The sequence below is a fragment of the Planococcus sp. TJ-302 genome, from assembly GCF_058268455.1.
The window spans coordinates 947,450-973,500 of sequence record NZ_JBZDOI010000001.1 but is presented as its reverse complement, the minus strand read 5'-3'; the positions used below and the strand labels follow the sequence as shown (position 1 = coordinate 973,500).

The window sequence follows — 26,051 nt, the reverse complement described above, 5'->3', positions numbered from 1 at the left end:
GCCGGGTTTTGGTGCAATATGTTTTGGAAAGTGATACGGGTAAAAAACGCAAAATCAACGAGGATCGGGTAGCGGTTTTGCAGCGTCCGGACGGCCTGCTGCTTGCAGTGGTCGCCGATGGGATGGGCGGGCATAACGCGGGCGATGTGGCGAGTTCGATGACCGTTGATACATTAGGAGAAATGTTCATGGAAGCAGGGAAAGACGTATTTTCATCAATTGATGAAAAGAAATCGTGGCTTTCTTTGAATATCCAGAAAGTCAATCGCATGGTATATGAATACGCAGAAAACAACCCGGGCTGCAAAGGGATGGGCACAACGCTCATCGCCGCTTTGATCGAAGGGCAAGATTGCGTCATGTGCCATATTGGCGACAGCCGTGCTTATGTCCTCAATGGATCAATCGAACAAGTGACGCGTGACCATTCCTACGTCAACGTGCTGATTGACAGTGGTGAAATTAGTGAAGAAGAAGCAGAAGCGCATCCGAAGAAAAATTGGATCGTCAAAGCGCTAGGGACCGATCCCGAAATTGATGGTGAAATCCTTCATTTCTCAACAACAGCGCTATCGTATATGCTGATTTGTTCAGATGGACTTAGCAATAAAATAACCAAAGAAGAAATTTCCTCCATTATTCTGTCAGAAGCACCGCTTTCCCTTAAAGGCGAAGAAATGGTGAATCTGGCGAATGACATGGGAGGAGAGGACAATATCTCGTTCGTTCTTCTTTCCTTGAAGGATGAGGAGGTGTAAGCATGTTAATCGGCAAAAGCATTAATGGCCGCTATAAGATTTTAGAATTGATCGGCGGAGGCGGGATGTCGAACGTTTACCTGGCCCACGACATAATTTTGGACCGGGATATCGCCATTAAGATTTTGCGCTATGATTTTTCCAATGAGGAAGAATTGCGCAGGCGATTCCAACGTGAGGCATTGTCAACCACTAGCCTGGCACACCCGAATATCGTTAATATTTTCGATGTCGGAGAAGAAGGCTCGCTGCATTATTTAGTAATGGAGTATGTGCCAGGGAAGACGCTCAAAGAATACATAATCGAGCACTCGCCCGTCGAGCCTGAAAGGGCTGTTAAAATCATGAAACAGCTGACTTCAGCCTTGGCGCATGCCCACCAGAACCAGATTGTCCACCGCGACATCAAGCCGCAAAATATCCTGATGGATGCTGACGGCAATGTGAAAATCACCGATTTCGGCATTGCGATGGCATTGAGCGCCACGTCCTATACGCAAACCAATTCGGTGCTAGGGACAGTCCATTACTTGTCACCTGAACAAGCGCGAGGCGGCGCGGCGAACAAGAAATCGGACATCTATTCGCTAGGCATTGTGATGTTCGAATTGCTGACAGGGCGCTTGCCGTTCTCAGGCGAATCGGCGGTATCGATTGCCTTAAAGCATCTTCAGACAGAAACGCCATCGCTGCGTGCAACTGTGCCGACAATTCCGCAAAGTTTGGAGAATGTCGTATTAAAAGCGACTGCGAAAAATCCACAGCATCGCTACCAGTCAGCCAATGAAATGGAAGAGGACTTGTCGACGGTTTTATTGCCAGAACGGCTCAATGAACCGAAGTTTACAGTGCCCCATGACGATGACGAGACGAAAGCGATGCCGGCCATCAAGGACCCAAAAACTTTTGAAAGTTCACAGGAGACGAAAACCGTTGTGCCTGTAGATAGCGTTAAAATCGCTGGAGGCAGCAACAAAAAGCCCGCGGCTCCGCAAAAGAAAGAGAAGAGAAAACTGCCATGGGCCATCGCACTGATCGGCGCGCTCATTTTGGCGGGATTGATAACGGCTATAGCGTTCCCGGGACTGTTTGAGCCACGGCAAGTCGCTGTGCCGGACGTTTCCGGCATGGAACGCAACGAAGCGGTCGAGGAATTGCAGGCTGCAGGCTTCTTGCTCGGGGAAGAACAGCAGCAGCCTTCTGAAGATGTTGAAGAAGGGCAGGTTATCCGGACTATCCCGGAATCAGGAAAAATGCGGGACCGGGAATCTGAGATCCAATTGTTCATTAGCTCAGGCAAAGAAAGTGTGTTGTTCGAGGATTACACCGGAGAAGATGCTGAGGAAACGGAAGAATTGCTCCGGCAGGCCAATTATATGGACGTGAGCCTCGTCGAGGAATTTTCAGATGAACCAGTCGGCACCGTCCTATCGCATGACCCAAGAGCCGGCGACGAAGTCATTGCTTCTGAAACAGAAGTGGTTTTGACTGTAAGCAAAGGCAAGGACATGCGCGCAGTTGAAAACATCGCTGGATTTTCCGAGGCAGATTTAAGCCAGTACGCGCGCACATCCGGATTCAATATCCGCATCATCGGTGAGGAGTCATCGGATACTGCAGCGGAAGGGACTGTTTTATCACAGACCCCGGCTGCTGGCGAAGAACTTGAAGCGGGCAGTACCATCGAAGTGGTGATGTCTTCCGGCAAAGCGCCGCTCCCGCTGAAAACATACATCCGAACCGTTGAGATTCCTTACGAGCCGGCCGAACCGGCGGCGGATGGCGAGGAGCCAGTGGAACAGACGGTCCAGATTTATATTCAAGACAACGACAGTACAATGGCTGAGCCTATCGAGGAGTTCACCATTAACGAAAGCGAGTCGCGCAAAGTCGAATTGCAGATTGCTGAAGGCGGCAGCGCAACCTATCGTATCGTCCGCGACTCAACCGTCATTGAAGAAGACACCATCGAATACAATAACGTAGAATAAAATCACTAGCTGACAATAAAAGGAGTGAAAGCAAGCATGCCGAAAGGTCAAATCAGAAAAGCGCTGAGCGGATTCTATTATGTAATGGACGAAGACGGCAAACGTTATACCCAGTGCAGAGGCCGGGGCGTTTTCCGTAACCGCCAAATTTCGCCGCTGGTCGGCGATTATGTCGACTATGAAGCGGATAATGATCGAGAAGGCACCATCACTCATGTCCATGAACGGAAAAATGAACTTGTGCGCCCGCCCATCGCAAATGTCGACCAGGCAATTCTTGTGTTTTCCGCAAAACAGCCTGATTTCCATACGATGCTGCTGGACAGGTTTTTGACGGCGATCGAGTCTCATGACATCCAGCCTGTCATTTGCATCACCAAAATGGATTTGATGAATGACACTGAGAAAGAAAATCTCGCTCATTTTATTGAGGATTATGAAAAAATCGGCTATGAAGTCATTCCGACGTTCATTGGCGATCCTCAATTGCAGCAGCGTCTGATGCCGGTCCTTGAAGGCAAAATCAGTGTGCTTGCGGGCCAATCAGGTGTCGGCAAATCAACAATGCTCAATACGATTTTACCGGCGCTCGAATTGAAGACCGATGCCATTTCCAAGGCCTTGAACCGCGGAAAGCACACGACGCGCCATGTAGAGCTGATTGAAGTTAATAACGGCTTGCTGGCCGACACGCCGGGATTCAGTTCATTCGAATTTGAAACGGTAGAGAAAGAAGAGCTTTCCGAGTTCTTCCCTGAATTTGCTGCTCGCTCGAATGGATGCAAATTCCGGGAATGCCTTCATTTAAATGAACCGAAATGTGCAATCAAAGCAGCAGTGGAAAACAAAGAAATCCCAGAATATCGCTATAAGCATTACTTGAAGTTCCTGGATGAAATTATGACAAGAAAGCCGAGGTACTCAAATGATTAAAATTGCACCTTCGATACTAGCAGCTGATTTCGCGAAATTGGGAGAAGAAGTTCTGGAAGTTGAAAAAGCGGGAGCGGATTGGATCCACATCGATGTCATGGATGGCCATTTCGTCCCGAATATCTCTTTTGGCGCGATTGTGGTAGATGCCATTCGCCCATTGACGAAACTTCCGCTCGATGTCCACTTGATGATTGAAAATGCAGACCGCTTTATCGAGGATTTCGCCAAAGCAGGAGCGGATTACATTACTGTCCATGTTGAAGCTTGCCCGCATTTGCACCGGACAATCCAATTGATCCGTGCATCGGGCGTTAAGCCAGGAGTCGTTTTGAATCCGCATTCGCCGATCGAAACGATCCTCCCAATCTTAGAAGACATTGACCTTGTATTATTCATGACGGTCAACCCGGGCTTCGGTGGCCAGAAATTCATCGAATCGGTCGTTCCGAAAGTGGAACAATTGTCGGAAATCATCCGTGAAAAAGGGTTGTCAATCGACATCCAAATCGACGGCGGCATCAATGAAGAAACCATTATTCCATGTGCGAAAGCCGGCGCCAATGTATTTGTAGCAGGTTCTGCGATTTTCGGAAAAAGGGACCGACGTGAAGCATTGCAGGCGATTAAACGGGCTGGAGAAGAGGCAATCTCGTGAATGTCGTAATTGTCGGCAGCGGACCGGTGGACGAACTGCCGGACTTCGCCGCTTGGCCTGATGCGGTATTCATTGGCGTGGATGCGGGAACATTGGTATTGCTGGAACAAGGCATATTTCCAAAAGCTGCGGTCGGAGATTTCGATTCGGTGTCGCAGAGGGAACTAGATGAAATTGCTTCGCTGTTTCCTGATTTCAGCCGAGCAGAAGAAGAAAAGGACGAAACCGATACGGAACTTGCGCTGGAGAAGGCACAGGAGTTTTTACCGAAGCATGTATTTGTGACGGGTGTAACCGGTGGGCGGCTGGATCATTACATGAGCGCGCTCCACGCGGTCTACAATGTCCATCTCAAGCATTCCGATATCAAGTTCTACATCGTCAATAAACAGAACCGCATTCGCTTTTTGGAGCCGGGTATACACAAGATCCAACGGGAAAGCGTCTACCGCTTTATTTCGTTTTATCCATTCGCCGAGGAGATTGAAGGCTTCACGTTGGAGAACTTCAAATACCCGGTTTCGGATGAAACCATCCGCTTTGGATCAACGCGTTTCGTCAGCAACGAATTCGACGGCGAAGGCACCGTGTCCTTTTCAAAAGGCAGCTGCATCGTCATCGAAAGCGCGGACATATGAAAAGGTGCATCGGATTTTTCCGATGCACCTTTTGTTTTTTGAGGGGATATCTATTTAGAATTCAATTGATGAGCTGATTTTCCGCAAACCAGCACCGCTTTCCTGCGGGCTTGCGCCGAACTAACTCGTGCTAGCGCCCGAGTGGATTTCGGCACTGCGCTATCCCGCGGGAGTCGGGACTGGTTTGCTCCATATCTGGAGATTTGAATAAGTGCAGTTACTTCTATCTTTCATATTTTTCAATAAAAGAAATGATTCCTAACTAAGAAATATTTTTGAATGAAGCGGAAGACGGCGAGGGCAAACATACTGCTCCTGCATCAATGCGCTAGCTTTGTCGCAAAGGTAGGACCGAACTACCTTTCCAGCGGGACAGCGCGAGCTGAAGTCACTGGACTAAGCAAAGCGATGCAGGAGCATATGTTTTAGCGGGGCTGTTTTGCGTAATATCGATATAACAATCAATAAAGGTTAGCTTTCTTAAAAAAACAAGAAAAAATGCCGAATCTGACTGAGGTCAGATCCGGCATTCGTGTTGGGCGAGTGATTAAACGCGCTCAACTTTTCCTGATTTCATTGCTCTTGCAGAAACCCATACACGTTTCGGTTTACCGTTTACAAGGATACGAACTTTTTGAAGGTTTGCTCCCCATGTACGTTTTGTCGAGTTCAACGCGTGTGAACGGGCGTTTCCAGCGCGAGCTTTACGTCCGCTAATTGCACATACTTTAGGCATGTAAGTCCCTCCTCACAAGTGAAGCTGAAAATTATAATAGAATTTCAGTTCGTTTTTCGTTTCACATACTTTAATAATTTACCACAGGTATTTAGCCTTTGCAACATATTTTCACAGGTCTTTCAAGAAAAAAACCTTTACACCCCAAACGCCTGCTTTTCTTGTATAATGGTTTCATGTAGAATGAAAAGAGTGAAATAGGACTCAAGGAGGAATTCCAATGTCGATTGAATTGAAAAACGAATACGGCCAAATCGATATTTCCAATGATGTAATCGCCCAAATTGCAGGCGGAGCGGCAATCGAATGCTACGGAATCGTAGGGATGGCGACAAAGCATCAGATAAGAGATGGCCTTACCGATATATTGCGCAAAGAGAATTTCGCTAAAGGTGTTATTGTCCGCCAGGAAGATAAAGATTTGAACATTGATATGTATGTCATCATCAGCTACGGAACAAAAATTTCCGAAGTGGCGTACCAAGTCCAGTCCAAAGTGAAATACACAATTTCGAAGACGCTTGGCATGCCTGTCAAAGCGGTCAATATTTATGTTCAAGGAGTTCGTGTGACGAACCCGTAAGAGGAGGAAGAAACGGCTATGAAGTCTTTAAATGGAATTCAATTCGCGGATATGGTGCAGATGGGTGCCCATCACCTTTATCAAAATGCGGATTATGTAGATGCATTGAATGTATTTCCAGTGCCAGACGGCGATACTGGAACAAACATGAACTTGTCCATGACATCGGGTGCGAAAGAAACCGAAGCGCATGCACAAGAACATATCGGCAAAACGGCAGGGGCTTTATCAAAAGGATTGCTGATGGGAGCGCGCGGAAATTCCGGCGTCATTTTATCGCAATTATTCCGTGGCTTTGGCAAATCCATTGCCAATGAACCGGAATTGTCGGCCGCGAAATTTGCGGAAGCTCTTCAGCACGGCGTAGAAACAGCGTATAAAGCGGTGATGAAGCCAGTTGAAGGGACAATCTTGACTGTGGCTAAAGATGCCGCAGCAAAGGGAATGGAAGTTTCGAAAACAGAAACTGATGTTATCGCGCTTTTCGAAGCGATTGTCGAGGAAGCGAAAGCGTCGCTTGAACGCACACCGGATCTTCTTCCTGTATTAAAAGAAGTCGGCGTTGTCGACAGCGGCGGCCAAGGACTTGTTTATGTGTATGAAGGATTTCTTGCTTCATTAAAAGGCGAGCAATTGCCGGAGAAGCATGCCCATAACACGATGGACGATTTGGTCAGCGCTGAACATCATAAGAATATCGCAGGCTTCATGGATACGTCGGATATTGAATTCGGCTATTGTACGGAGTTCATGGTGAAATTCGAAGAAGGCAAAAAAGAATTCAGCGAAGCCGTTTTCCGTACGGACTTGAGCGTTTTCGGTGATTCGCTATTGGTCATTTCAGATGATGAAGTCGCGAAAATCCATATCCACTCGGAAGAGCCGGGCAAAGTGCTTACATATGGCCAACAATTCGGCAGCTTGATTTCGATGAAAATAGAGAACATGCGCCAGCAGCATATCGACATCGTTGGCGAGGATTTCCGCAAAGGCGAACCGAAAAAAACGGCGACGCATCCTTACGCAGTTGTGACTGTCGCAATGGGTGAGGGCGTAGCCGAACTTCTCAGAAGCATCGGGGCATCTTACGTCATTGAAGGCGGACAAACGATGAACCCTTCGACGGAAGACATTGTAAACGCTGTTAAATCGATCGGCGCAGAGCGCGTATTGATTTTGCCGAACAATAAAAACATCATCATGGCAGCTGAGCAGGCAGCGGAATTGCTTGATATCGAAGCAGCCGTAGTACCAACTAAAGACGTACCGCAAGGAATGGCCGCATTGCTTGCATTCAATGCTAACGCGACGGTTGATGAAAATCTGAAAACAATGGCGAATGCATCGAAACAGGTGAAATCGGGCTCCGTGACATTTGCGGTCCGCGACACTTCGATTGATGGCGTGACCATTACGAAAGATGACTTCATGGGAATCTCAGAAGGCAAAATTGTCATTTCGAATGCCAGCTTAGAGCGGGTGACGGAAGAATTGGCGAAAAAACTTATTGATGAGGATTCTGAAATCGTAACCATTCTTTTTGGGGAAGATGTGAAGGAAACGGATGCTGAGAAATTGGGTGGATTTATCGAAACCCTCAATAGCGAAGTCGAAGTTGAGATCCATAATGGCAAGCAGCCGCTTTATCCTTATATAATTTCTGTAGAATAGAAACCTTTGGCGCATACAAATGTATGCGCTTTTTTATTTTTGTAGATTGTGGCAAATTCATGTACACTAAAGGTAGACACAACTAGATAGAAAGGGGTTTGAGCAATGAAGTTCAAATCTGTTTTTGATATTATAGGACCGGTCATGATTGGTCCCTCTTCTTCGCATACAGCGGGTGCCGCGCGCATCGGAAGAGTGGCAAGGGATTTATTCGGGCGGCAGCCGAAATGGGCTAAAATCCATTTATACGGCTCGTTCGCTGAAACATATAAAGGGCATAGCACGGATGTAGCAATCGTCGGTGGACTGTTGGACTACGATACGTTTGATGAACGCATCAAAACTTCTTTTGAAGAAGCGGAACAGCTGGGCATGGCTTTCGAGTTCATCCCGGAAACCGCCAGCGTTGAACACCCGAATACCACTCGCATCGTCATCGGCGATGAACGTTCGGAAATGTCGTTGATGGGCATTTCCATCGGCGGCGGGAAAATTGAAATTACAGAATTGAACGGATTCCCGCTGCGTTTGTCCGGCAACCATCCGGCAATCCTGGTGGTCCATGATGACCGCTCAGGCTGCATCGCAAACGTAGCGAACTGCTTGTATAAATACGATATAAACATCGGCCATATGGAAGTGTCCCGGAAAGAAAAAGGGGACATGGCGCTTATGGTCATTGAAGTGGATCAGAATGTTGACAAAGAAGTGTTGGACGAGCTTACTGAGCTTCCAAACATTACACAAGTGACGCGAATCGCTGATTAAGAAGGAGGCATATACAGTGGAACCTTTATTCCGCAACGTAAAAGAATTGGTAGCACGAGCAGAACAAGAAAATAAGTTGATTTCCGAAATCATGATTGAGCAGGAAATGCTCATTACTGACCGTCCGCGCGAAGATATTATGAAGCAGATGGACCGCAATTTGACGGTCATGGAAGAAGCAGTTGAAAAAGGGTTGAAAGGCGTACATTCGGTTTCCGGTTTGACCGGCGGAGACGCAGTTTTGCTGCAGGCTTACATGGAAAAAGGCAATACGCTCTCTGGAAACTTGCTGCTTGACGCAGTCAGCAAGGCAGTGGCGACAAATGAAGTCAATGCTGCGATGGGAACGATTTGTGCGACACCGACAGCAGGTTCGGCAGGCGTTGTGCCAGGGACTTTGTTTGCAGTGCAAAACCAGCTCCATCCAACGCGGGAACAGATGATTCGTTATTTGTTTACGTCTGGTGCTTTCGGCTTTGTTGTCGCCAATAATGCGTCGATTTCAGGCGCAGAGGGCGGTTGCCAGGCGGAAGTCGGATCGGCTGCCGGAATGGCCGCTGCTGCTATCGTGGAGATGGCTGGCGGAACACCGCAGCAATCTTCTGAAGCATTTGCGATCACCTTGAAAAATATGCTCGGACTAGTATGCGATCCAGTGGCAGGCCTTGTCGAAGTGCCTTGCGTCAAACGTAATGCCATGGGTGCTGCTAATTCGGTTGTAGCCGCCGATATGGCGCTTGCAGGCGTAACAAGCCGCATTCCATGCGATGAAGTAATCAGTGCCATGTATGAAATCGGCAAATCGATGCCGAGTGCATTAAGAGAAACGGCAAAAGGCGGACTTGCCGCTACTCCGACCGGCAAATGGCTGGAAGCAAAAATATTTGGCGGGGCAGTGGTGGGCAGTGGCCAGTAACGATTCTGTCGCCGTATTAAAAGGCGTCGGCAGGCAAGCTGCGGAAACTTTACAGGAAATGAAGATTGAAACGATCCATGATCTGATTATGACATTTCCTTACCGCCATGAAGATTTCCAGCTGAAAGATCTGGCGGATACACCACATAATGAACGGGTGACTGTGGAGGGAAGGGTCGAAAGTGAGCCTTCCGTCCTTTTTTTAGGAAAAAATAAGTCGCGGACAACTGTCCAAGTGATGGTGGGCCGCCATTTGATCAAAGCTATTTTCTTTAATCAGCCTTACGTAAAAGCCAAGTTGCATATCGGTGAGATTGTGACGCTAGCCGGCAAATGGGACCGCGGCCGCCAAATCATTACGGTGCAAAGCCATACGATCGGCCCGCGCACAAGCGGTGCCGATTTTGAGCCGGTCTACAGTTTGAAAGGAAGCATCCACCAGAAGACGTTCCGCAAATTGATGCGGCAAGCGCTGGATATTGCAAAATCCGACCTTAAAGACTGTTTGCCGGATCGTTTCCGCACAGCCTATCACTTGGCGTCTATTGAAGATGCATTGGAATGGGTTCATTTCCCGACAGACGGAGAAGCGCTGAAACAGGCGAGGCGTCGTTTCGTCTATGAAGAATTGTTGATTTTCCAATTAAAGATGCAGGCATTACGGAAAAAGAACCGCGAAGAAGAAGGCGGCTCTTTTATCGACTATGACCTGAACGAATTGAAAAAGTTTATCCAATCGTTGCCATACGGCTTGACTGGCGCCCAAAAACGCGTTGTCAATGAAATTTCAAAAGATATGAAAGAACCGTTCCGCATGAACCGGCTGCTACAAGGAGACGTCGGTTCGGGCAAAACAGTTGTCGCTGCCATTGCGCTATACGCGGCGGTGACAGCTGGGCAACAAGGGGCGTTGATGGCGCCGACTGAAATTCTGGCTGAGCAGCATGCCAATACTTTGGCGGAATGGTTCGCTGATTTTCCAGTAAAGATTGCGTTGTTGACGGGATCGGTCAAAGGCAAACGGCGCCAGTTGATTTTGGATCAATTGGCGTCAGGGGAAATCGATATGCTTATCGGCACCCACGCATTGATCCAACCGGATGTCGCTTTCAAGAAATTGGGCCTTGTCATCACCGATGAGCAGCACCGCTTCGGAGTGGATCAGCGCCGCGTCTTAAAAGACAAAGGCTATAATCCAGATGTCTTGTTCATGACAGCGACCCCGATTCCGCGGACGCTCGCGATTTCGGCTTTCGGTGAGATGGATGTATCAGTCATCGATGAAATGCCTGTGGGCCGCAAAGAAATTGAAACTTTTTGGATGAAAAAAGAGATGTTCGGCAAAATCGTAGGCCGTATGGAAAAAGAGCTGGCGGCAGGACGTCAGGCATATGTCATCTGCCCGCTGATCGAAGAGTCTGATAAACTCGATTACCAGAATGCTGTCGATCTGTTCCAGCAATTATCCAGCTATTTCCACGGCAAATTCACGGTCGGGCTGATGCACGGCCGCTTGCATAGCGATGAAAAAGAACAGACGATGCGCTCGTTCTCTGAAGGCGAAGTGGCAGTACTGGTTTCCACGACAGTCGTTGAAGTCGGCGTCAATGTGCCGAATGCCACGTTCATGCTCATCTACGACGCAGAACGGTTCGGCTTGTCGCAGCTACACCAATTACGCGGGCGTGTCGGACGGGGCAGCGAACAATCGTATTGCGTGCTGTTGGCGGATCCGAAAACGGAAGTCGGCAAAGAGCGCATGTCGTCGATGACGGAAACCAATGATGGCTTTGTGCTGGCAGAGAAAGATCTACAGCTGCGCGGGCCCGGAGACTTTTTCGGGCGCAAACAAAGCGGCATACCGGAGTTCAAAATGGCGGACCTTGTGCATGATTACCGGGCACTGGAAACAGCGCGCAAAGATGCAGAGTCATTAGTGAGTTCCGATGAATTTTGGACCAGCGACGAGATGGCATGCCTACGCAGCCAGCTCGAAAAATCGGGTGCATTGGCCGGAGGCAGGCTTGACTGAGAATGCAGGGTGCAGATTATCCTTGCATTCTTTTTTTGTTATTTATATACTCATATTAGTACCAAGTGCTAATAGCGGGCGGTGACAAGATGAAAAAACCGAAAAAAGAACGGCAATTGGCGCTGACGGCGTCCATTAAAGAAAATCCTTTTGTAACGGACGAAGAATTGTCAGCCAATTTTGACGTCAGCGTCCAAACGATACGCCTTGACCGCATGGAGCTGTCGATTCCCGAACTGCGGGAACGCATCAAGCATGTAGCCGTTAAGACATTTGAAGATGAAGTGAAATCTTTGCCGATTGATGAAGTGATCGGAGAAATAATAGATATTGAATTGGATGAAAAAGCGATTTCTCTTTTCGACGTCAAACCGGAACACGTATTTCAGCGCAACCAGATCGCCAGGGGCCACCATTTATTCGCTCAGGCGAATTCATTGGCGGTAGCTGTCATGAATGACGAACTCGCGCTCACCGTAAAATCCGAGCTGCAGTTTCTGCGGCCTGTAAAGGCGGGGCAGCGTGTAGTGGCGAAAGCGCAAGTAATCGACCGGAATCCGGAGAAAAATCGGGCATATGTAAAAGTCGTCTCGACTGTTGATCAGGCGACCGTATTTATCGGCACATTTGAAATGTACCGAATGACTGAGCAAAGCGAAGGTGACGGAAATTGATCATAGCAGTAGATGGCATGGGCGGAGACAACGCCCCGAAAGAAATTATTGCAGGTGTTTATAAAGCGCTTGAAGAATTCAGCGATTTGCAGATTCAATTGTACGGCAAGCAAGACCAGATGGCAGAGTATTTGAAGGACCATGAGCGATTGGCCGTCATTCACTGTGAAGAAGTAATCGAGTCGACGGACGACCCTGTCCGGGCAGTACGCCGCAAGAAAGACTCTTCGATGGTGCAGATGGCTCTGGCAGTGAAAGAAGGGCGGGCCGATGCTTGTGTGTCAGCGGGCAATACCGGCGCATTGATGTCGGCCGGTTTATTTGTGGTCGGCCGGATTGAAGGAGTAGACCGCCCTGCGCTTGCGCCGACGCTTCCGACAATCGACCGCAAAGGGTTCCTGATGCTCGATATGGGTGCAAATGCAGAAGCGCGTCCGGAGCATCTGGTGCAATACGCTATCATGGGCAGCATTTACGCGGAAAAAGTACGCGGCATCACAAATCCGACAGTCGGCTTATTGAATATCGGTACAGAAGAAAAGAAAGGCAACGAATTGACGAAAGCAGCCTTTCCGCTCTTGAAAGAAGCGTCGATCAATTTTATCGGCAACGTAGAATCGCGTGATTTATTGAATGGCGTCGCAGATGTAGTGGTGACGGACGGCTTTACCGGCAATATGGTGCTGAAAACGATCGAAGGCACGGCGATGAACGTTTTTGCGATGATTAAAGATGTGTTCAACAGCTCGGCGAAGACGAAACTGGCGGCTTTATTGGTCAAAGACGATTTGCGCGGCTTGAAGGGCATGCTCGATTACAGTGAATACGGCGGTGCAGGACTTTTTGGCTTAAAAGCACCGGTCATTAAAGCGCATGGGTCATCCAACGGCACGGCGCTGTTCAATGCCATCCGCCAGGCACGGACAATGGTGGAAAATGATGTAGCAGGAACGATTTACAGCACGCTGAAAAAGGAGAACGCTCATGACTAAAATTGCATTTATTTATCCAGGGCAAGGTTCACAAGCTGTCGGAATGGGCGAAAGCTTTTTATCCGACAGCAAGAGCCTCGAGTTTTTCAAACAGGCCGATGAAGTACTGAGCGTCAATTTATCGCAGATGATGCTTGAAGGACCTCAGGAAAACTTGACCCTTACATACCACGCCCAACCGGCATTGCTGACGGTGAGTTCGATGATTACAGAACGCTTGAACCGCGCCGGAATCTTCCCGGATTATACAGCCGGGCACAGCCTGGGTGAATACAGCGCGCTTGTCGCTTCTGGCGTCCTGCCATTTGAAAAAGCGGTAGATATCGTCCATAAGCGGGGATTGTTCATGAACGAGGCAGTACCTGCAGGAGAAGGGGCTATGGCAGCCATTCTCGGTATGGATAGCACGGAGCTGGAAAAAGTGACGAATGAAGTGACGGATTCAGTCGGCGTTGTCCAATTGGCGAATTTGAATTGCCCAGGGCAAATCGTCATTTCCGGAACGAAAGCGGGCGTTGACAGAGCTTGTGTGCTCGCGAAAGAACGCGGCGCAAAACGGGCGATTCCGCTTGACGTCAGTGGACCGTTCCATTCGGAATTGATGCGGCCGGCGTCGCAGGCATTGTCGAAAGTGCTGAGTGAAGCATTTTTAGAAGATGCCAAAGTTCCGGTTATCACGAATGTTACAGCGAAAAGTGAAACGCATGCTTCTCAGGTCCAGGAGTTATTGGTCCGCCAATTGTACTCGCCGGTCCTTTGGGAGCAATCGGTGCGTGAAATGATTGATTTGGGTGTCACGGTATTTGTCGAAATTGGTCCAGGAAAAGTCCTTAGCGGCCTTGTGAAGAAAATAGACCGCTCGGCGGTCACGCTGCCGGTATACGATTTGGCAACGTTTGAAAAAGCGGTAGAGGAGCTGGCGAAATGACCAACTTAACAGGGAAAACAGCAATCATCACTGGAGCATCACGCGGCATCGGTGCTGAAATCGCCCGTAAAATGGCCGAAGCTGGCGCAAAGATTGTCGTTAATTACAGCGGCAGCCAGGCAAAAGCGGAAGCTGTCGTCGAAGAAATCAAAAGCAATGGCGGCGAAGCGATTGCCGTGAAAGCGGATGTAGCAAATGCAGATGCGGTGAAAGCGATGGTTGAGCAGACGATGCAGGCTTTCGGTTCAGTGGACATCCTTGTCAACAATGCAGGCATCACACGCGATAATTTGATGATGCGCATGAAAGACGATGAATGGGATGACGTGATCAACACGAATCTGAAAGGCGTCTTTATCTGCACGAAAGCGGTGACGCGCCAAATGATGAAACAGCGCTCTGGGCGCATTGTCAACATTGCATCGATTGTCGGCGTGATGGGCAATGCGGGACAGGCGAACTACGTGGCGGCGAAAGCCGGCGTAATCGGCTTAACGAAAACGACGGCACGCGAACTTGCAAGCCGCAATATCACGGCAAATGCCGTGGCTCCAGGATTCATCACAACGGATATGACGGACAAATTGGGCGAAGACATCCAGAAAACGATGCTTGCGCAAATTCCCCTCGGCCGTTTCGGCAAACCGGAAGAAGTGGCGAAAGCCGCGCTCTTCTTGGCGTCAGACGACGCATCTTATATGACTGGGCAGACGCTTCATCTTGACGGCGGCATGGTCATGTAGGCAGAAATTTTGTATACTGATTTGAGGGGAGGTGACGGCATTGTCAACAGTATTAGAGCGCGTAACAAAAGTAATCGTAGATCGTCTAGGTGTGGAAGAAAGCGAAGTTAAGCTTGAAGCTTCATTCACAGGCGACCTTGGTGCAGATTCATTGGACGTAGTTGAATTGGTTATGGAACTTGAAGACGAATTCGACATGGAAATTTCTGATGAAGACGCAGAAGGTATGGCAACAGTAGGCGACGCGGTAACGTATATCGAAAAAAAGCAAGCATAATCTGATTACAATCTCGACGCACAGAAGCTTTTAACAAAGCGGCTGTGCGTCGCTTTGTTTTTTTGCACAAACCTTTAAAAAAAGGTAAAATTAGAGGCAGAACGTTAAAGGAAGGCAGATTACAATGGCAATAAAACGAAAAGTGAATCAGCAGAAGCCTGGATTGATCAAAGAAAGCTCGCGGGCGGCCTTTGACCAATTGCAAAGGGACTTGAATATCAAATTTGAACAGCCGGCATTGCTTTATCAGGCATTTACGCATTCTTCTTATGTCAACGAACACAGAAGAAGGTATTACCTCGATAACGAACGCCTTGAATTTTTGGGAGACGCAGTATTGGAATTGTCGGTTTCTCACTTTTTGTATGCAAAGTATCCTGAGATGAGCGAGGGCAAGCTGACGAAGCTGCGAGCAGCAATCGTCTGCGAACCTTCATTGGTGACGTTTGCCAATGAGCTGAATCTCGGCAACTACATCTTGCTTGGAAAAGGTGAGGAACAGACAGGCGGCCGGACGCGCCCGGCGCTATTGGCGGATGTATTTGAATCGCTGATCGGCGCTTTGTATTTGGACCAGGGCTTGGAAGCAGTCGTCGCCTTTATGGAAGTGGTGCTATTTCCAAAAGTCGAAGTCGGTGCATTTTCCAACGTCATGGATTACAAAAGTCAGCTCCAGGAATTGGTGCAGCAAAAAAACAATGGCTCATTAAGCTACGAAATCATCGACGAAAAAGGACCTGCACACAGCCGTGTGTTTGTAACGCGTGTATCGCTCGCTGATCAGGAACTCGGCATTGGCAATGGCCGCTCGAAAAAAGAAGCGGAGCAAAAAGCCGCTCAGCTGGCCATCCTTAAATTGCAGGAAGCAACGGAGGATTAGAACATGTTTTTGAAACGATTAGAAGTCATGGGGTTCAAATCGTTCGCCGATCGCATCGGCATCGATTTCGTCCCCGGCGTGACAGCAGTTGTCGGCCCTAATGGAAGCGGCAAGAGCAACGTCACCGATGCAATCCGCTGGGTGCTTGGCGAGCAGTCTGCCAAATCATTGCGCGGTGCAAAAATGGAAGATGTCATTTTTGCCGGCAGTGAATCCAGAAAGCCGCTGAATTTTGCGGAAGTAACGTTGGTATTGGACAATACAGACGGCAGGGCCCCTCTCGATTACAGCGAAATCAGCGTGACGAGAAGGGTTTTTCGCAGCGGTGAAAGTGCATATTTGCTGAATAAGCAAAATTGCCGCCTCAAAGACATTACGGATTTGTTCATGGATTCCGGACTCGGAAAAGAAGCTTTTTCCATCATTTCCCAAGGTCGGGTTGACGAAATTCTCAATAGCAAAGCAGAAGAGCGGCGCTCGATTTTTGAAGAAGCTGCGGGCGTTTTGAAGTATAAGCAACGCAAGAAGAAAGCTGAATTCAAACTCAGCGAAACTGACGAAAACCTGAATCGCGTATTGGATATCCTGCATGAACTCGACGGCCGTATGGAGCCGCTGCAAATCCAGGCATCAACTGCCCGCGATTATTTGGATATGAATGAACAATTGAAAGGCGCGGATATTGCGCTATTGGCTTTCGACATAACGCAGCTCGAACAGCAATTGGCGGCGCTGGAAGAAGATGCAGCTTCCCATTTGCGCAAAGAGCGCGAGTTGGCAGCTGACATCGAAGAAAAAGAACAAGGGGTTAAAACGATCCGCTCGGCATTGAAAAAGCTGGACGATGAAATTGACGGCTCCCAGCAGCAGTTGGTAGAGGCAAGCAGTGAAAGCGAGAAGTGGGAAGGCCGCAAGCTTTTGATGTCAGAGAAGAAGAATAACGCAGACCGCCAGGCCCAACAGCTGACAGCGAGCCTGAATGGGGAAAAACAGGAAAACGCAGCTCTCCACAAAAAGCATAGTGAACAATTGGCCATGCTGCAGGAGCGCAAAGCCGAACAGCTGGCGATTCGCCAATCCGTGAAAGTGCTGGAGGACCAGCTCAACCGGTCGCCTGCTGATATCGACAACGACATCGAAACCCATAAATCCACTTATATCGATTTGATGAACGAACAGGCAAGCGTCCGAAACGAATTGAAGAATATCGATTTGCAGGAACAGCAAGTATCGGAATCCAGCAGCCGCATCGCCGTGCAACAGGCGGATTTTTCGACTGAATTGGCACGCCTTGATGAAGAAAAAACGGCTGCCGGGAAAAAACTCGAAGGCATACGGAAACTGCTGGAAGAAAAACGCGCGCAGTACAAAGCAGCGGAAACGGCCTATATCAGCAAAAAAGGGGCGTTTGATAAAAAGCAAGCGATGTTATTCCAGGCTTACCAGTCGCAAAAGCAACTTAGTTCCCGCGTGGAGACGTTGCAAGAGCTGGAAGCAGATTTCTCCGGCTTTTTCCAAGGCGTCCGTGAAGTACTGGTGGCGCGTGACAAAGGCCAGCTCACCGGTATCGTAGGAGCAGTCGCTGAAATTGTCCAAGTTGATCAGCAATACGCGAAAGCGATTGAAACTGCGCTGGGGGCAGCAAGCCAGCATATTGTCACTGAAAATGAACAAAATGCCCGTGAAGGCATCGAATTTTTGCGCAATAAACGCGCAGGGCGCTCTACGTTCCTGCCGATGACTGTCATGAAATCACGGAAAATCCCTTCCCATAGCATAGCGGCTGTCGAGCAGCATCCGTCATTTGTGAAAATGGCGTATGAATTGGTCGGCTATGACCAGAATTACGGAATGATTGTAGAAAACTTGCTTGGCAATGTTATCATTGCGAAAGATTTGAAAGGTGCTTCGGCCATCGCCAAATTAATGATGAACCGTTACCGCACTGTTACATTAGACGGAGATGTCGTTAATGCAGGCGGTTCGATGACCGGCGGCGCCAATAAGACTCAAGCCTCGTTCTTTACACGGAAAGCTGAGTTAGAGCAATTGGTCGTACAGCTGAAGGAATTGACGAGCACTATCGCCCAAGCTGAAACAACAGTGAAAAAAGAACAGCAAGAAGTCACCGAAGCAGAACAGGCATTAAACAATCTGCGTTCCGAAGGTGAGAAATACCGGGATATGGAAGCAGAGCGCGCGATTATTCTGCGTGAAATCGAAGCTGTCTTAAAGACGACGAAAGACCGCTACGGACTGTTCCAAGCCGAGCGCAGCAATAAAACACACGACTTGTCCGCGATAGCCGATAAAAAAGAAGCAGCTGCAGACCGGCTAGGCGAAATCAGCCTGGAGCTGCAATCGATTTCCAAACAAATCGACGAACTGACGCAGTTCAAGCAGCAAAATGATACAGCCCGCGATTCGGTCATTTCCAAATTAGCGGACCAGAAATCTTCGCTTGCTGTCATGAAAGAGCGTGTCGCTCAGCTAATTGGCAGTGAAGCGGAGCTTTTGGAGCGGAAAGAGAAAAGCGACTTGAAAATTCAGCAGCTGCAAAAAGAGCTCGATTGGATTCAGTCGGAAGAAGCATCGAAAGTTTATTCCGCTGACGATATCTTACGGGAAATTACAGTCTGGACCAATACGAAAGAGATGGTGCAACAGGCGCTTGTCGAGCTGAAAGCAGGCCGAACAGCTAAGCAAAGGGAACTGACCGCGCTCGAAGAGCAATTGAAAGAGCTTCAGCGCATTTACAAAGGCTTTGTCGAAGCGATCCGCATTTGCGAAGTCAAGTCGACGCGCATCGATGTTCAAATGCAAGGTTTCCTTTCCCAGTTGGAGAATAATTACCACATGACCATTGAAAAAGCGCGTGAATTCAAACTGGCCGACGACGAAGCAGCAGTCCGCAAGAAAGTGAAATTGCTGAAACAGTCGATTGAAGAACTGGGGCCGGTTAATATCGGGGCGATTGAAGAATTCGAGCATGTCTCCGAACGCCACAACTTCCTGACTGAACAGCGCAACGACCTGAACGAAGCAAAAGAGACGCTGCGCACCGTCATCCGTGAAATGGATGAAGAAATGACCAGCCGTTTCGATGAAACATTCCATGCAATCCGCGGGCATTTCCAGCGGGTCTTCCGCGAATTGTTCGGCGGAGGCTCAGCGGATTTGGTGCTGACCAATCCCGAGGATATGCTTATGACCGGCGTGGAAATTATCGCGCAGCCGCCAGGGAAAAAGCAGCAGACCTTAAGCCTGTTGTCAGGCGGTGAACGGGCGCTTACCGCTATTGCGCTGCTGTTTTCGATTTTGAACATTCGCCCGGTGCCGTTCTGCGTACTTGATGAGGTAGAAGCGGCGCTTGATGAATCGAATGTCGTGCGTTACAGTCAGTACTTGAAGAAATTCAGTAAAAATACCCAATTCATCGTCATTACGCACCGCAAAGGGACGATGGAAGGCGCAGATGTGCTATATGGCATCACGATGCAGGAATCAGGCATTTCGAAACTGGTGTCCGTCAAATTGCAGGAACAAAATTAATAGAGGAGTGGTCATGTGAGTTTCTTTAAAAAGCTGAAAGATAAATTTGCAGGAAATGCGGAAGCGGAAGAGTCGACAGAAAAATACAAAGAAGGCTTAACGAAAACGCGCACGGGCTTTACGTCGAAAATCAATGACCTCGTAGCGAAATACCGCAAAGTCGATGAGGATTTCTTTGAGGAATTGGAAGAAATCCTCCTTCAAGCAGATGTTGGATTTGAAACTGTCATGGAATTGATGGATGAACTGCGCTCTGAAGTGCAGCGCCAAAATGTCAAAGACACGTCGACGGTCCAATCCGTCATTTCGGAAAAATTGGTGGAAATCTATCAAGCTGGCGACGAGGAAACCAACGAATTGAAATTCGCCGATGATCTGACTGTGATTTTATTTGTCGGAGTCAATGGCGTCGGCAAGACGACAAGCATCGCCAAATTGGCGCACCGGCTGAAAAATGAAGGGAAATCCGTCCTTTTGGCAGCGGGTGACACATTCCGCGCCGGAGCAATTGAACAATTGGACATCTGGGGCAAGCGCGTCGGAGTCGACGTCATCAAACAGAGTGAAGGGTCTGACCCGGCAGCGGTCATGTACGATGCCGTCCGTGCAGCAAAATCGCGCGGGGTGGATGTACTGATTTGCGATACTGCCGGACGTTTGCAGAACAAAGTGAATTTGATGAAAGAGCTGGAAAAAGTGAACCGGGTCATCGCACGCGAAATCCCTGGCGCACCGCATGAAGTCCTGCTAGCGCTGGATGCAACGACTGGCCAGAACGCATTGATTCAAGCGCAGATGTTCAAAGAAGTGACAAACGTGACAGGCATCGTCCTGACGAAGCTTGACGGCACCGCAAAAGGCGGAATCGTTTTGGCTATCCGCAGCAAGCTGAAAATCCCGGTGAAATTTGTCGGTCTTGGCGAGCAAATGGACGACCTGCAGCCGTTCGACCCGCAAAAATATGTCTATGGCTTATTTGCGGAAGGTTTGGACAAAGAAGAAGCGATGGAACTCTTAGAAGGAGACAAGTAAAATTACTTGACACCTTACTCTGTTTTCAGTATCGTAAAAAAGAGAGTGGATGGGGTGAACTGCAATGATGGGTTTAGAAAAAACAACGCGCATGAATTACCTGTTTGATTTTTATCAGGAATTGCTGACTCCTAAACAGCGCAGCTATATGGAGCTCTATTATTTGGACGACCATTCCTTGGGGGAAATCGCAGAAGCGTATCATATCACCCGCCAAGCGGTGTATGACAATATCCGCCGCACTGAAGCGATGCTTGAAGAATATGAAGCCAAGCTGCAGCTATTCGAGAAATTCCAAAAACGGCAGCAGCTGGTTTCAGCATTTGAAAAAGAAACCTTTACAGAAGAACGGGTCCGGGTATTCCTTGACCAGTTAAAAGAATGGGATTAGGAGGCGATAGCAATGGCATTTGAAGGATTAGCTGAACGCCTGCAAGGCACCATCCAAAAGATCAAAGGCAAAGGTAAAGTGTCGGAAGCGGACGTCAAAGAAATGATGCGAGAAGTCCGATTCGCTTTGATCGAAGCGGATGTCAACTTGAAAGTCGTAAAAGAATTCGTGAAAAAAGTCAGTGAACGCGCAATCGGCGTGGACGTCATGGAAAGCTTGACTCCGGGCCAGCAAGTCGTGAAAATCGTCAAAGACGAGTTGACGGAATTGATGGGCGGCGACCAAAGCAAAATCGAGTTTTCGGCGAAGCAGCCAACCGTCATCATGATGGTGGGATTGCAGGGGGCTGGTAAAACGACCACTTCCGGCAAACTTGCCAGCTTGCTGCGCAAAAAAAATAATCGCAAGCCGCTATTGGTAGCTGCCGACGTCTACCGTCCGGCCGCTATCCAGCAGCTCGAAACAATCGGCAAGCAATTGTCGCTGCCGGTCTTCTCAAAAGGCACGGATATTTCCCCTGTGGAAATTGCACGGCAGGCGATCGAGTTCGCTAAACAGGAACATATGGACACGGTCATCATCGATACGGCCGGACGCCTTCATGTCGACGAAGCGCTGATGCAGGAATTAAAGGATATCCGCGCCCTTAAAGAGCCGGAAGAAATTTTCCTTGTCGTCGACGCGATGACCGGCCAGGACGCCGTCAACGTAGCACAGAACTTCGATGACGCTATCGGCATCACCGGAGTCGTGTTGACAAAGCTTGACGGCGATACACGCGGTGGTGCGGCTCTTTCCATCCGTTCTGTTACCCAGAAACCGATTAAATTCGTCGGTATGGGCGAGAAGATGGATGCATTGGAACCGTTTTACCCGGAACGCATGGCTTCACGGATCCTTGGCATGGGCGATATGCTGTCGTTGATTGAAAAAGCGCAGTCAAACGTCGATGAAGAAAAAGCGAAAGAACTGGAAGAGAAATTCCGGACTTCTTCGTTCACATTCGATGATTTCCTAGACCAGCTGTCGCAGGTCAAACAGATGGGGCCGTTGGATGAGATCCTCAAGATGCTGCCAGGCGCCAATAAAATCAAAGGGCTGGAAAATGCCAAAGTTGATGAAGGCCAGATGGCCCGCGTTGAAGCGATTATCCAATCGATGACGACGCAGGAGAAGACAACGCCTGACATCATGAACTCGAACCGCAAAAAACGCATTGCCAAAGGTTCGGGAACGACGATCCAGGACGTCAACCGTCTATTGAAGCAATTTGAAGACATGAAAAAAATGATGAAACAGATGTCGGGCATGAGCCAAAAGGGCAAAAAGAAAGGGTCTATGCCAGGCCTGGATTCGCTTTTCAAATGATCTGAGATTGATTTGTTTCGCGTGAAATCCCTTGAAAAATGCGGCGCAACACTGTTGCAGCAAAGAAATTTCAAGGTGTTAAGAAAAAATACTTTACAAACTATTTAAAGCTTGATAATATAATATCTTGTGTGAAACTATTCGGAGGTGCTTTAAGAAATGGCAGTAAAAATTCGCTTGAAACGTATGGGAGCTAAGAAATCTCCTTTTTACCGTATTGTAGTAGCTGACTCACGTGCTCCACGTGACGGCCGTCAAATCCAAACAGTGGGTACTTACAACCCGCTAACAGTTCCAGCTGAAGTTAAAATTGACGAAGAATTAGCGTTGAAATGGCTTCATGATGGTGCTAAACCATCTGACACAGTTCGCAACTTGTTTTCTCAAAACGGCATTATGGAGAAATTCCATAACGAAAAATTAAGCAAGTAAGGGAGTTTTTCTTATGAAGCAGCTGATTGAAACCATTGTGAAACCGCTAGTCGATCATCCGGACGAAGTTCGCGTCGAAACCGACGAAAATCCGAGCCGAATTGTCTATAAACTTTCAGTGCATCCAGAAGATACAGGGAAAGTCATCGGTAAACAAGGACGTGTCGCGAAAGCGATCCGCTCCATCGTGTATTCAGCAGCTGGGAATCACCATAAGAAGAAAACTTACGTCGATATTGTGGATTAGCAAAAAAGGGAGGAGCCTAGGTTCCTCCCTTTTTTGTCAGCCAAAACAGAAACTGAAAGGATGTTTTATTGCGTGGAATGGTTTAATGTAGGAAAAATAGTCAACACACACGGCATCCTTGGAGAAGTCCGTGTTTTGTCCCGCACGGATTTTCCGGAAGAGCGGTTTGCCGTTGGCATGAAACTGGGCTTGTTCAAGAAAAACGATAAGAAACCGATCATGGTGACAATCGCGAGCCATCGCCAGCACAAGAATTTCGAATTGCTGACGTTTGAAGGCTATCCGCACATCAATGATGTTGCGGAATTCAAAGACAGCTATCTGCGCATTGCAGAACACGACTTGACGGATCTTGAAGAAAACGCTTTTTACCATCATGAAATTCTTGGCTGTGAAGTGTATTCGACAGAAGGCGGCCTTCTTGGGAAAGTTACCGAGATCTTGGAGACAGGAGCAAATGATGTATGGGAAGTGACGCCGGAAGCTGGCAAAAAACACTATATCCCTTATATCGAAGATGTTGTCAAAGAAATAGACATAGATGAAAAGAAAATCGTCATCGAAGTGCTGGAAGGCTTGTTGAACACATGAACATAAACGTCATTTCGCTCTTTCCGCCAATGTTTGAAGGGGTTTTCAACCAATCGATCATGAAAAAGGCCCAAGCCAAAAATGCGGTCAAGCTGAACGTCGTGGACCTCCGGGAATTCGCCGACAATAAACGGCAAGTCGATGATTATCCTTTTGGCGGCGGAGCAGGGATGGTTCTGAAACCGGAACCGATGTTCACTGCTGTCGAGTCGCTTATCACGGATAAAAAGCCGCGCGTGATCTTAATGTGCCCGCAAGGCGAACGCTTTACGCAGAAAAAAGCGGAAGAGCTCGCGCAGGAAGAAGATTTGATCTTTATTTGCGGCCATTATGAAGGATACGACGAGCGGATTCGGGAACATCTGGTGACAGACGAGATTTCAATTGGCGACTTTGTCCTCACTGGCGGCGAACTTGCTGCAATGACTGTCATCGACAGTGTCGTCAGGCTGCTTCCAGGGGTCCTTGGAAACGCCGACTCTTCTATCAAAGACTCATTCTCAACTGGAATGCTCGAACATCCACAGTATACCCGTCCGGCAGATTTCAGAGGCTGGCAGGTTCCTGCCGTGTTAACTTCTGGAAACCATGGGAAAGTCGATCAATGGCGAGAAGAGCAGGCGCTGAAACGCACACTTGAACGCCGGCCGGATCTGCTGAATCACATCCAGCTTTCAAAGCAGCAGCAGAAGATTCTCGATTCACTGAAAAACACCAGCAACAAACAAGAATAGACCTTGCATAACCGTTTGTTTAGTGATACCATGGAGTCTGTACTTTTATGTAAAGTACAGGATCACGGTGTTCCGCTGCAGCAGCAATTGTGTGCAAGAGCATCTGTAGAAGGAGAGAAAAAACATGCAAAACATTATTGCAGACATTACTAAAGATCAACTTCGTACAGACCACCCGGACTTCCGTCCAGGAGATACTGTCCGTGTACACGTGAAGGTCGTTGAGGGAACTCGCGAACGGATCCAGTTATACGAAGGAGTTGTAATCGGTCGCCGTGGAGGCGGAATCAGTGAATCATTCACAGTCCGCAAAATCTCTTATGGTGTTGGTGTTGAGCGTACATTCCCTGTACACACGCCAAAAATTGCACAGCTTGAAGTTACCCGCCGTGGTAAAGTTCGTCGTGCGAAACTGTACTACTTGCGTAACCTTCGCGGTAAAGCAGCACGCATCAAAGAAATTCGATAAGATTCCACTAGTGAAAGAGGGCGAATGCGCCCTCTTTCTTTTTTGCGTAAAAATTGAGTGAGGTCCGCTATACACTTAGCCCGCATCACTTGTTAGGGCTGTGCAGGCGCATCCGCCTTTCTTATTGTCTGGCTCAGGCGGCCAGGTTCTCAGGTCGTAAGCCGATCCGGCTGTGCGGCTGAATACATGCCGCTTCGCCAGGCCTTCAAAAACCTGCTGCTTCTGCAGCACTTTGTGCTTCGTCGCAAAGTTATGACACAAATTTTATTTGGCCATAACTTGCCTGTCGGGGCTGTGCAGGCGCCTTCGCTTTTCTTATTGTCTAGCTCAGGCGGCCAGGTTCTCGGGTCGTAAGCCGACCTGGCTGTGCGGCTGAATACATGCCGCTTCGCCAGGCCTTCTTACGCCTATCGAACCTAAGAGGCCGCCTTCGCTTTTCTTTGCTAAAAGCCTAAAATGCTTGTACAATTACAGTAGAATGTCTGGGGAGGAACGCGCATGGAACGTGAAGTTAAACAGAAGAATGAGGTTTGGGAATGGTCAAAAGCGCTGTTGATTGCGTTCGGGCTTGCGGCAATTATTCGTGTTTTCTTTTTTACTCCGATTGTAGTGGACGGCGAATCGATGATGCCGACTTTGGAGCATGGCGACCGTATGATTGTCAACAAGATCGGCTATTCGGTAGGAGAGCCTGATCGATTCGATATCATCGTTTTTCATGCGCCTGAAGAAAAAGATTACATTAAGCGGATCATTGGCTTGCCAGGAGATCACATCGCTTATGAAAATGATCAGCTGTTTATTAATGGACAAGCGGTGGAAGAGCCTTATTTGGATATTTACAAAGAAGGCATCACCGGCACATTGACAGAGGATTTTACGTTAGAAGAAAAAATCAATGAGAGTACGATACCGGAAGGTCATGTCTTCGTTATGGGAGACAACCGGAGAGCAAGCAAAGACAGCCGGCATATCGGTATAGTGCCAATGGATGACGTCATCGGCAATACGAGTTTCGTATTTTGGCCGATGGAAGAAGCAGGGCTCGTTAACTAAG

27 protein-coding genes are annotated in these 26,051 nt (G+C 48.4%); 26 read left to right on the top strand and 1 reads right to left on the bottom strand.

Annotated elements, in window-relative coordinates; genetic code table 11:
• Nucleotides 1-11: 11 nt before the first annotated feature.
• From AC4EHB_RS05010 to AC4EHB_RS04990, 5 genes are read left to right on the top strand one after another with little or no spacing between them, the layout of a single operon-like run.
• Nucleotides 12-758, top strand: a complete 747-nt coding sequence (locus AC4EHB_RS05010; RefSeq protein ID WP_490975619.1) for a Stp1/IreP family PP2C-type Ser/Thr phosphatase — start codon at nucleotides 12-14, stop codon at nucleotides 756-758.
• Nucleotides 759-760: 2 nt separating this feature from the next.
• Nucleotides 761-2,749 (top strand): Stk1 family PASTA domain-containing Ser/Thr kinase, encoded by a 1,989-nt coding sequence (pknB, locus tag AC4EHB_RS05005; protein ID WP_490980835.1) that lies wholly within the window; start codon nucleotides 761-763, stop codon nucleotides 2,747-2,749.
• A 36-nt stretch (nucleotides 2,750-2,785) separates the two neighbouring features.
• Entirely contained in the window at nucleotides 2,786-3,682 is an 897-nt protein-coding gene (gene rsgA / locus AC4EHB_RS05000) for a ribosome small subunit-dependent GTPase A (protein WP_490974491.1), read from the top strand.
• Nucleotides 3,675-4,340, top strand: a complete 666-nt coding sequence (rpe, locus tag AC4EHB_RS04995) for a ribulose-phosphate 3-epimerase (protein ID WP_490974490.1) — start codon at nucleotides 3,675-3,677, stop codon at nucleotides 4,338-4,340. The genes rsgA and rpe overlap by 8 nt, the downstream gene beginning before the upstream one ends.
• Nucleotides 4,337-4,978, top strand: coding sequence for a thiamine diphosphokinase (locus AC4EHB_RS04990; protein ID WP_490974489.1), 642 nt, complete (start codon nucleotides 4,337-4,339; stop codon nucleotides 4,976-4,978). The genes rpe and AC4EHB_RS04990 overlap by 4 nt, the downstream gene beginning before the upstream one ends.
• Nucleotides 4,979-5,525: 547 nt before the next feature.
• Here the strand turns inward: AC4EHB_RS04990 and rpmB are convergent.
• Complete coding sequence (gene rpmB / locus AC4EHB_RS04985; RefSeq protein WP_135503778.1) at nucleotides 5,526-5,714, bottom strand: 50S ribosomal protein L28; 189 nt, start codon at nucleotides 5,712-5,714, stop codon at nucleotides 5,526-5,528.
• A gap of 220 nt (nucleotides 5,715-5,934) precedes the next feature.
• Here rpmB and AC4EHB_RS04980 point away from each other — a divergent pair, with 220 nt between their 5' ends.
• The 21 genes from AC4EHB_RS04980 to lepB all read left to right on the top strand — a co-directional run bounded on the left by AC4EHB_RS04980 (nucleotide 5,935) and on the right by lepB (nucleotide 26,050).
• Nucleotides 5,935-6,297 (top strand): Asp23/Gls24 family envelope stress response protein, encoded by a 363-nt coding sequence (locus AC4EHB_RS04980; RefSeq protein ID WP_490974488.1) that lies wholly within the window; start codon nucleotides 5,935-5,937, stop codon nucleotides 6,295-6,297.
• Between the two features lie 18 nt (nucleotides 6,298-6,315).
• The gene (locus tag AC4EHB_RS04975; RefSeq protein WP_490980834.1) at nucleotides 6,316-7,968 is read left to right on the top strand and encodes a DAK2 domain-containing protein; all 1,653 of its coding nucleotides are present in this window, start codon (nucleotides 6,316-6,318) and stop codon (nucleotides 7,966-7,968) included.
• Nucleotides 7,969-8,073: 105 nt separating this feature from the next.
• On the top strand, nucleotides 8,074-8,736 hold the full coding sequence (gene sdaAB, locus AC4EHB_RS04970; RefSeq protein WP_490980833.1) for an L-serine ammonia-lyase, iron-sulfur-dependent subunit beta: 663 nt from the start codon (nucleotides 8,074-8,076) through the stop codon (nucleotides 8,734-8,736).
• Nucleotides 8,737-8,752: 16 nt separating this feature from the next.
• On the top strand, nucleotides 8,753-9,652 hold the full coding sequence (gene sdaAA / locus AC4EHB_RS04965; protein ID WP_490974485.1) for an L-serine ammonia-lyase, iron-sulfur-dependent, subunit alpha: 900 nt from the start codon (nucleotides 8,753-8,755) through the stop codon (nucleotides 9,650-9,652).
• Entirely contained in the window at nucleotides 9,642-11,684 is a 2,043-nt protein-coding gene (gene recG, locus AC4EHB_RS04960; protein WP_490974484.1) for an ATP-dependent DNA helicase RecG, read from the top strand. Before sdaAA ends, recG begins: the two co-directional genes overlap by 11 nt.
• An 89-nt stretch (nucleotides 11,685-11,773) precedes the next feature.
• A complete protein-coding gene (gene fapR / locus AC4EHB_RS04955) occupies nucleotides 11,774-12,358 on the top strand; it encodes a transcription factor FapR (protein ID WP_490974483.1) in 585 nt (194 codons plus the stop codon).
• Nucleotides 12,355-13,350 carry a phosphate acyltransferase PlsX gene (gene plsX, locus AC4EHB_RS04950; protein ID WP_490980832.1) on the top strand — a complete coding sequence of 332 codons (996 nt, stop codon included), beginning with the start codon at nucleotides 12,355-12,357 and terminating at the stop codon, nucleotides 13,348-13,350. Before fapR ends, plsX begins: the two co-directional genes overlap by 4 nt.
• Entirely contained in the window at nucleotides 13,343-14,278 is a 936-nt protein-coding gene (gene fabD / locus AC4EHB_RS04945) for an ACP S-malonyltransferase (RefSeq protein ID WP_490974481.1), read from the top strand. The genes plsX and fabD overlap by 8 nt, the downstream gene beginning before the upstream one ends.
• Nucleotides 14,275-15,021: a 3-oxoacyl-[acyl-carrier-protein] reductase gene (gene fabG, locus AC4EHB_RS04940; protein ID WP_490980831.1), complete on the top strand. Its 747-nt coding sequence runs from the start codon at nucleotides 14,275-14,277 to the stop codon at nucleotides 15,019-15,021. Before fabD ends, fabG begins: the two co-directional genes overlap by 4 nt.
• Nucleotides 15,022-15,061: 40 nt before the next feature.
• Complete coding sequence (locus tag AC4EHB_RS04935) at nucleotides 15,062-15,298, top strand: acyl carrier protein (RefSeq protein WP_135503796.1); 237 nt, start codon at nucleotides 15,062-15,064, stop codon at nucleotides 15,296-15,298.
• A gap of 124 nt (nucleotides 15,299-15,422) precedes the next feature.
• Nucleotides 15,423-16,178, top strand: a complete 756-nt coding sequence (gene rnc, locus AC4EHB_RS04930; protein ID WP_490974479.1) for a ribonuclease III — start codon at nucleotides 15,423-15,425, stop codon at nucleotides 16,176-16,178.
• A 3-nt stretch (nucleotides 16,179-16,181) separates the two neighbouring features.
• The gene (gene smc, locus AC4EHB_RS04925) at nucleotides 16,182-19,730 is read left to right on the top strand and encodes a chromosome segregation protein SMC (protein WP_490980830.1); all 3,549 of its coding nucleotides are present in this window, start codon (nucleotides 16,182-16,184) and stop codon (nucleotides 19,728-19,730) included.
• A gap of 15 nt (nucleotides 19,731-19,745) precedes the next feature.
• Nucleotides 19,746-20,762 carry a signal recognition particle-docking protein FtsY gene (ftsY, locus tag AC4EHB_RS04920; protein ID WP_490974477.1) on the top strand — a complete coding sequence of 339 codons (1,017 nt, stop codon included), beginning with the start codon at nucleotides 19,746-19,748 and terminating at the stop codon, nucleotides 20,760-20,762.
• 67 nt (nucleotides 20,763-20,829) lie between these two features.
• Nucleotides 20,830-21,153, top strand: coding sequence for a putative DNA-binding protein (locus AC4EHB_RS04915; protein ID WP_490981491.1), 324 nt, complete (start codon nucleotides 20,830-20,832; stop codon nucleotides 21,151-21,153).
• A gap of 12 nt (nucleotides 21,154-21,165) precedes the next feature.
• The gene (ffh, locus tag AC4EHB_RS04910) at nucleotides 21,166-22,521 is read left to right on the top strand and encodes a signal recognition particle protein (protein ID WP_490974476.1); all 1,356 of its coding nucleotides are present in this window, start codon (nucleotides 21,166-21,168) and stop codon (nucleotides 22,519-22,521) included.
• A gap of 159 nt (nucleotides 22,522-22,680) precedes the next feature.
• Nucleotides 22,681-22,953 carry a 30S ribosomal protein S16 gene (rpsP, locus tag AC4EHB_RS04905; RefSeq protein ID WP_052651220.1) on the top strand — a complete coding sequence of 91 codons (273 nt, stop codon included), beginning with the start codon at nucleotides 22,681-22,683 and terminating at the stop codon, nucleotides 22,951-22,953.
• Between the two features lie 13 nt (nucleotides 22,954-22,966).
• Entirely contained in the window at nucleotides 22,967-23,200 is a 234-nt protein-coding gene (locus AC4EHB_RS04900; RefSeq protein ID WP_490974475.1) for a KH domain-containing protein, read from the top strand.
• 72 nt (nucleotides 23,201-23,272) lie between these two features.
• Nucleotides 23,273-23,791: a ribosome maturation factor RimM gene (rimM, locus tag AC4EHB_RS04895; RefSeq protein ID WP_490974474.1), complete on the top strand. Its 519-nt coding sequence runs from the start codon at nucleotides 23,273-23,275 to the stop codon at nucleotides 23,789-23,791.
• Nucleotides 23,788-24,525 (top strand): tRNA (guanosine(37)-N1)-methyltransferase TrmD, encoded by a 738-nt coding sequence (gene trmD / locus AC4EHB_RS04890; RefSeq protein WP_490980829.1) that lies wholly within the window; start codon nucleotides 23,788-23,790, stop codon nucleotides 24,523-24,525. Before rimM ends, trmD begins: the two co-directional genes overlap by 4 nt.
• A gap of 124 nt (nucleotides 24,526-24,649) precedes the next feature.
• Nucleotides 24,650-24,994: a 50S ribosomal protein L19 gene (gene rplS / locus AC4EHB_RS04885; protein ID WP_135503810.1), complete on the top strand. Its 345-nt coding sequence runs from the start codon at nucleotides 24,650-24,652 to the stop codon at nucleotides 24,992-24,994.
• Nucleotides 24,995-25,492: 498 nt separating this feature from the next.
• Nucleotides 25,493-26,050, top strand: a complete 558-nt coding sequence (gene lepB / locus AC4EHB_RS04880; RefSeq protein ID WP_490974472.1) for a signal peptidase I — start codon at nucleotides 25,493-25,495, stop codon at nucleotides 26,048-26,050.
• Nucleotide 26,051 lies beyond the last annotated feature (1 nt).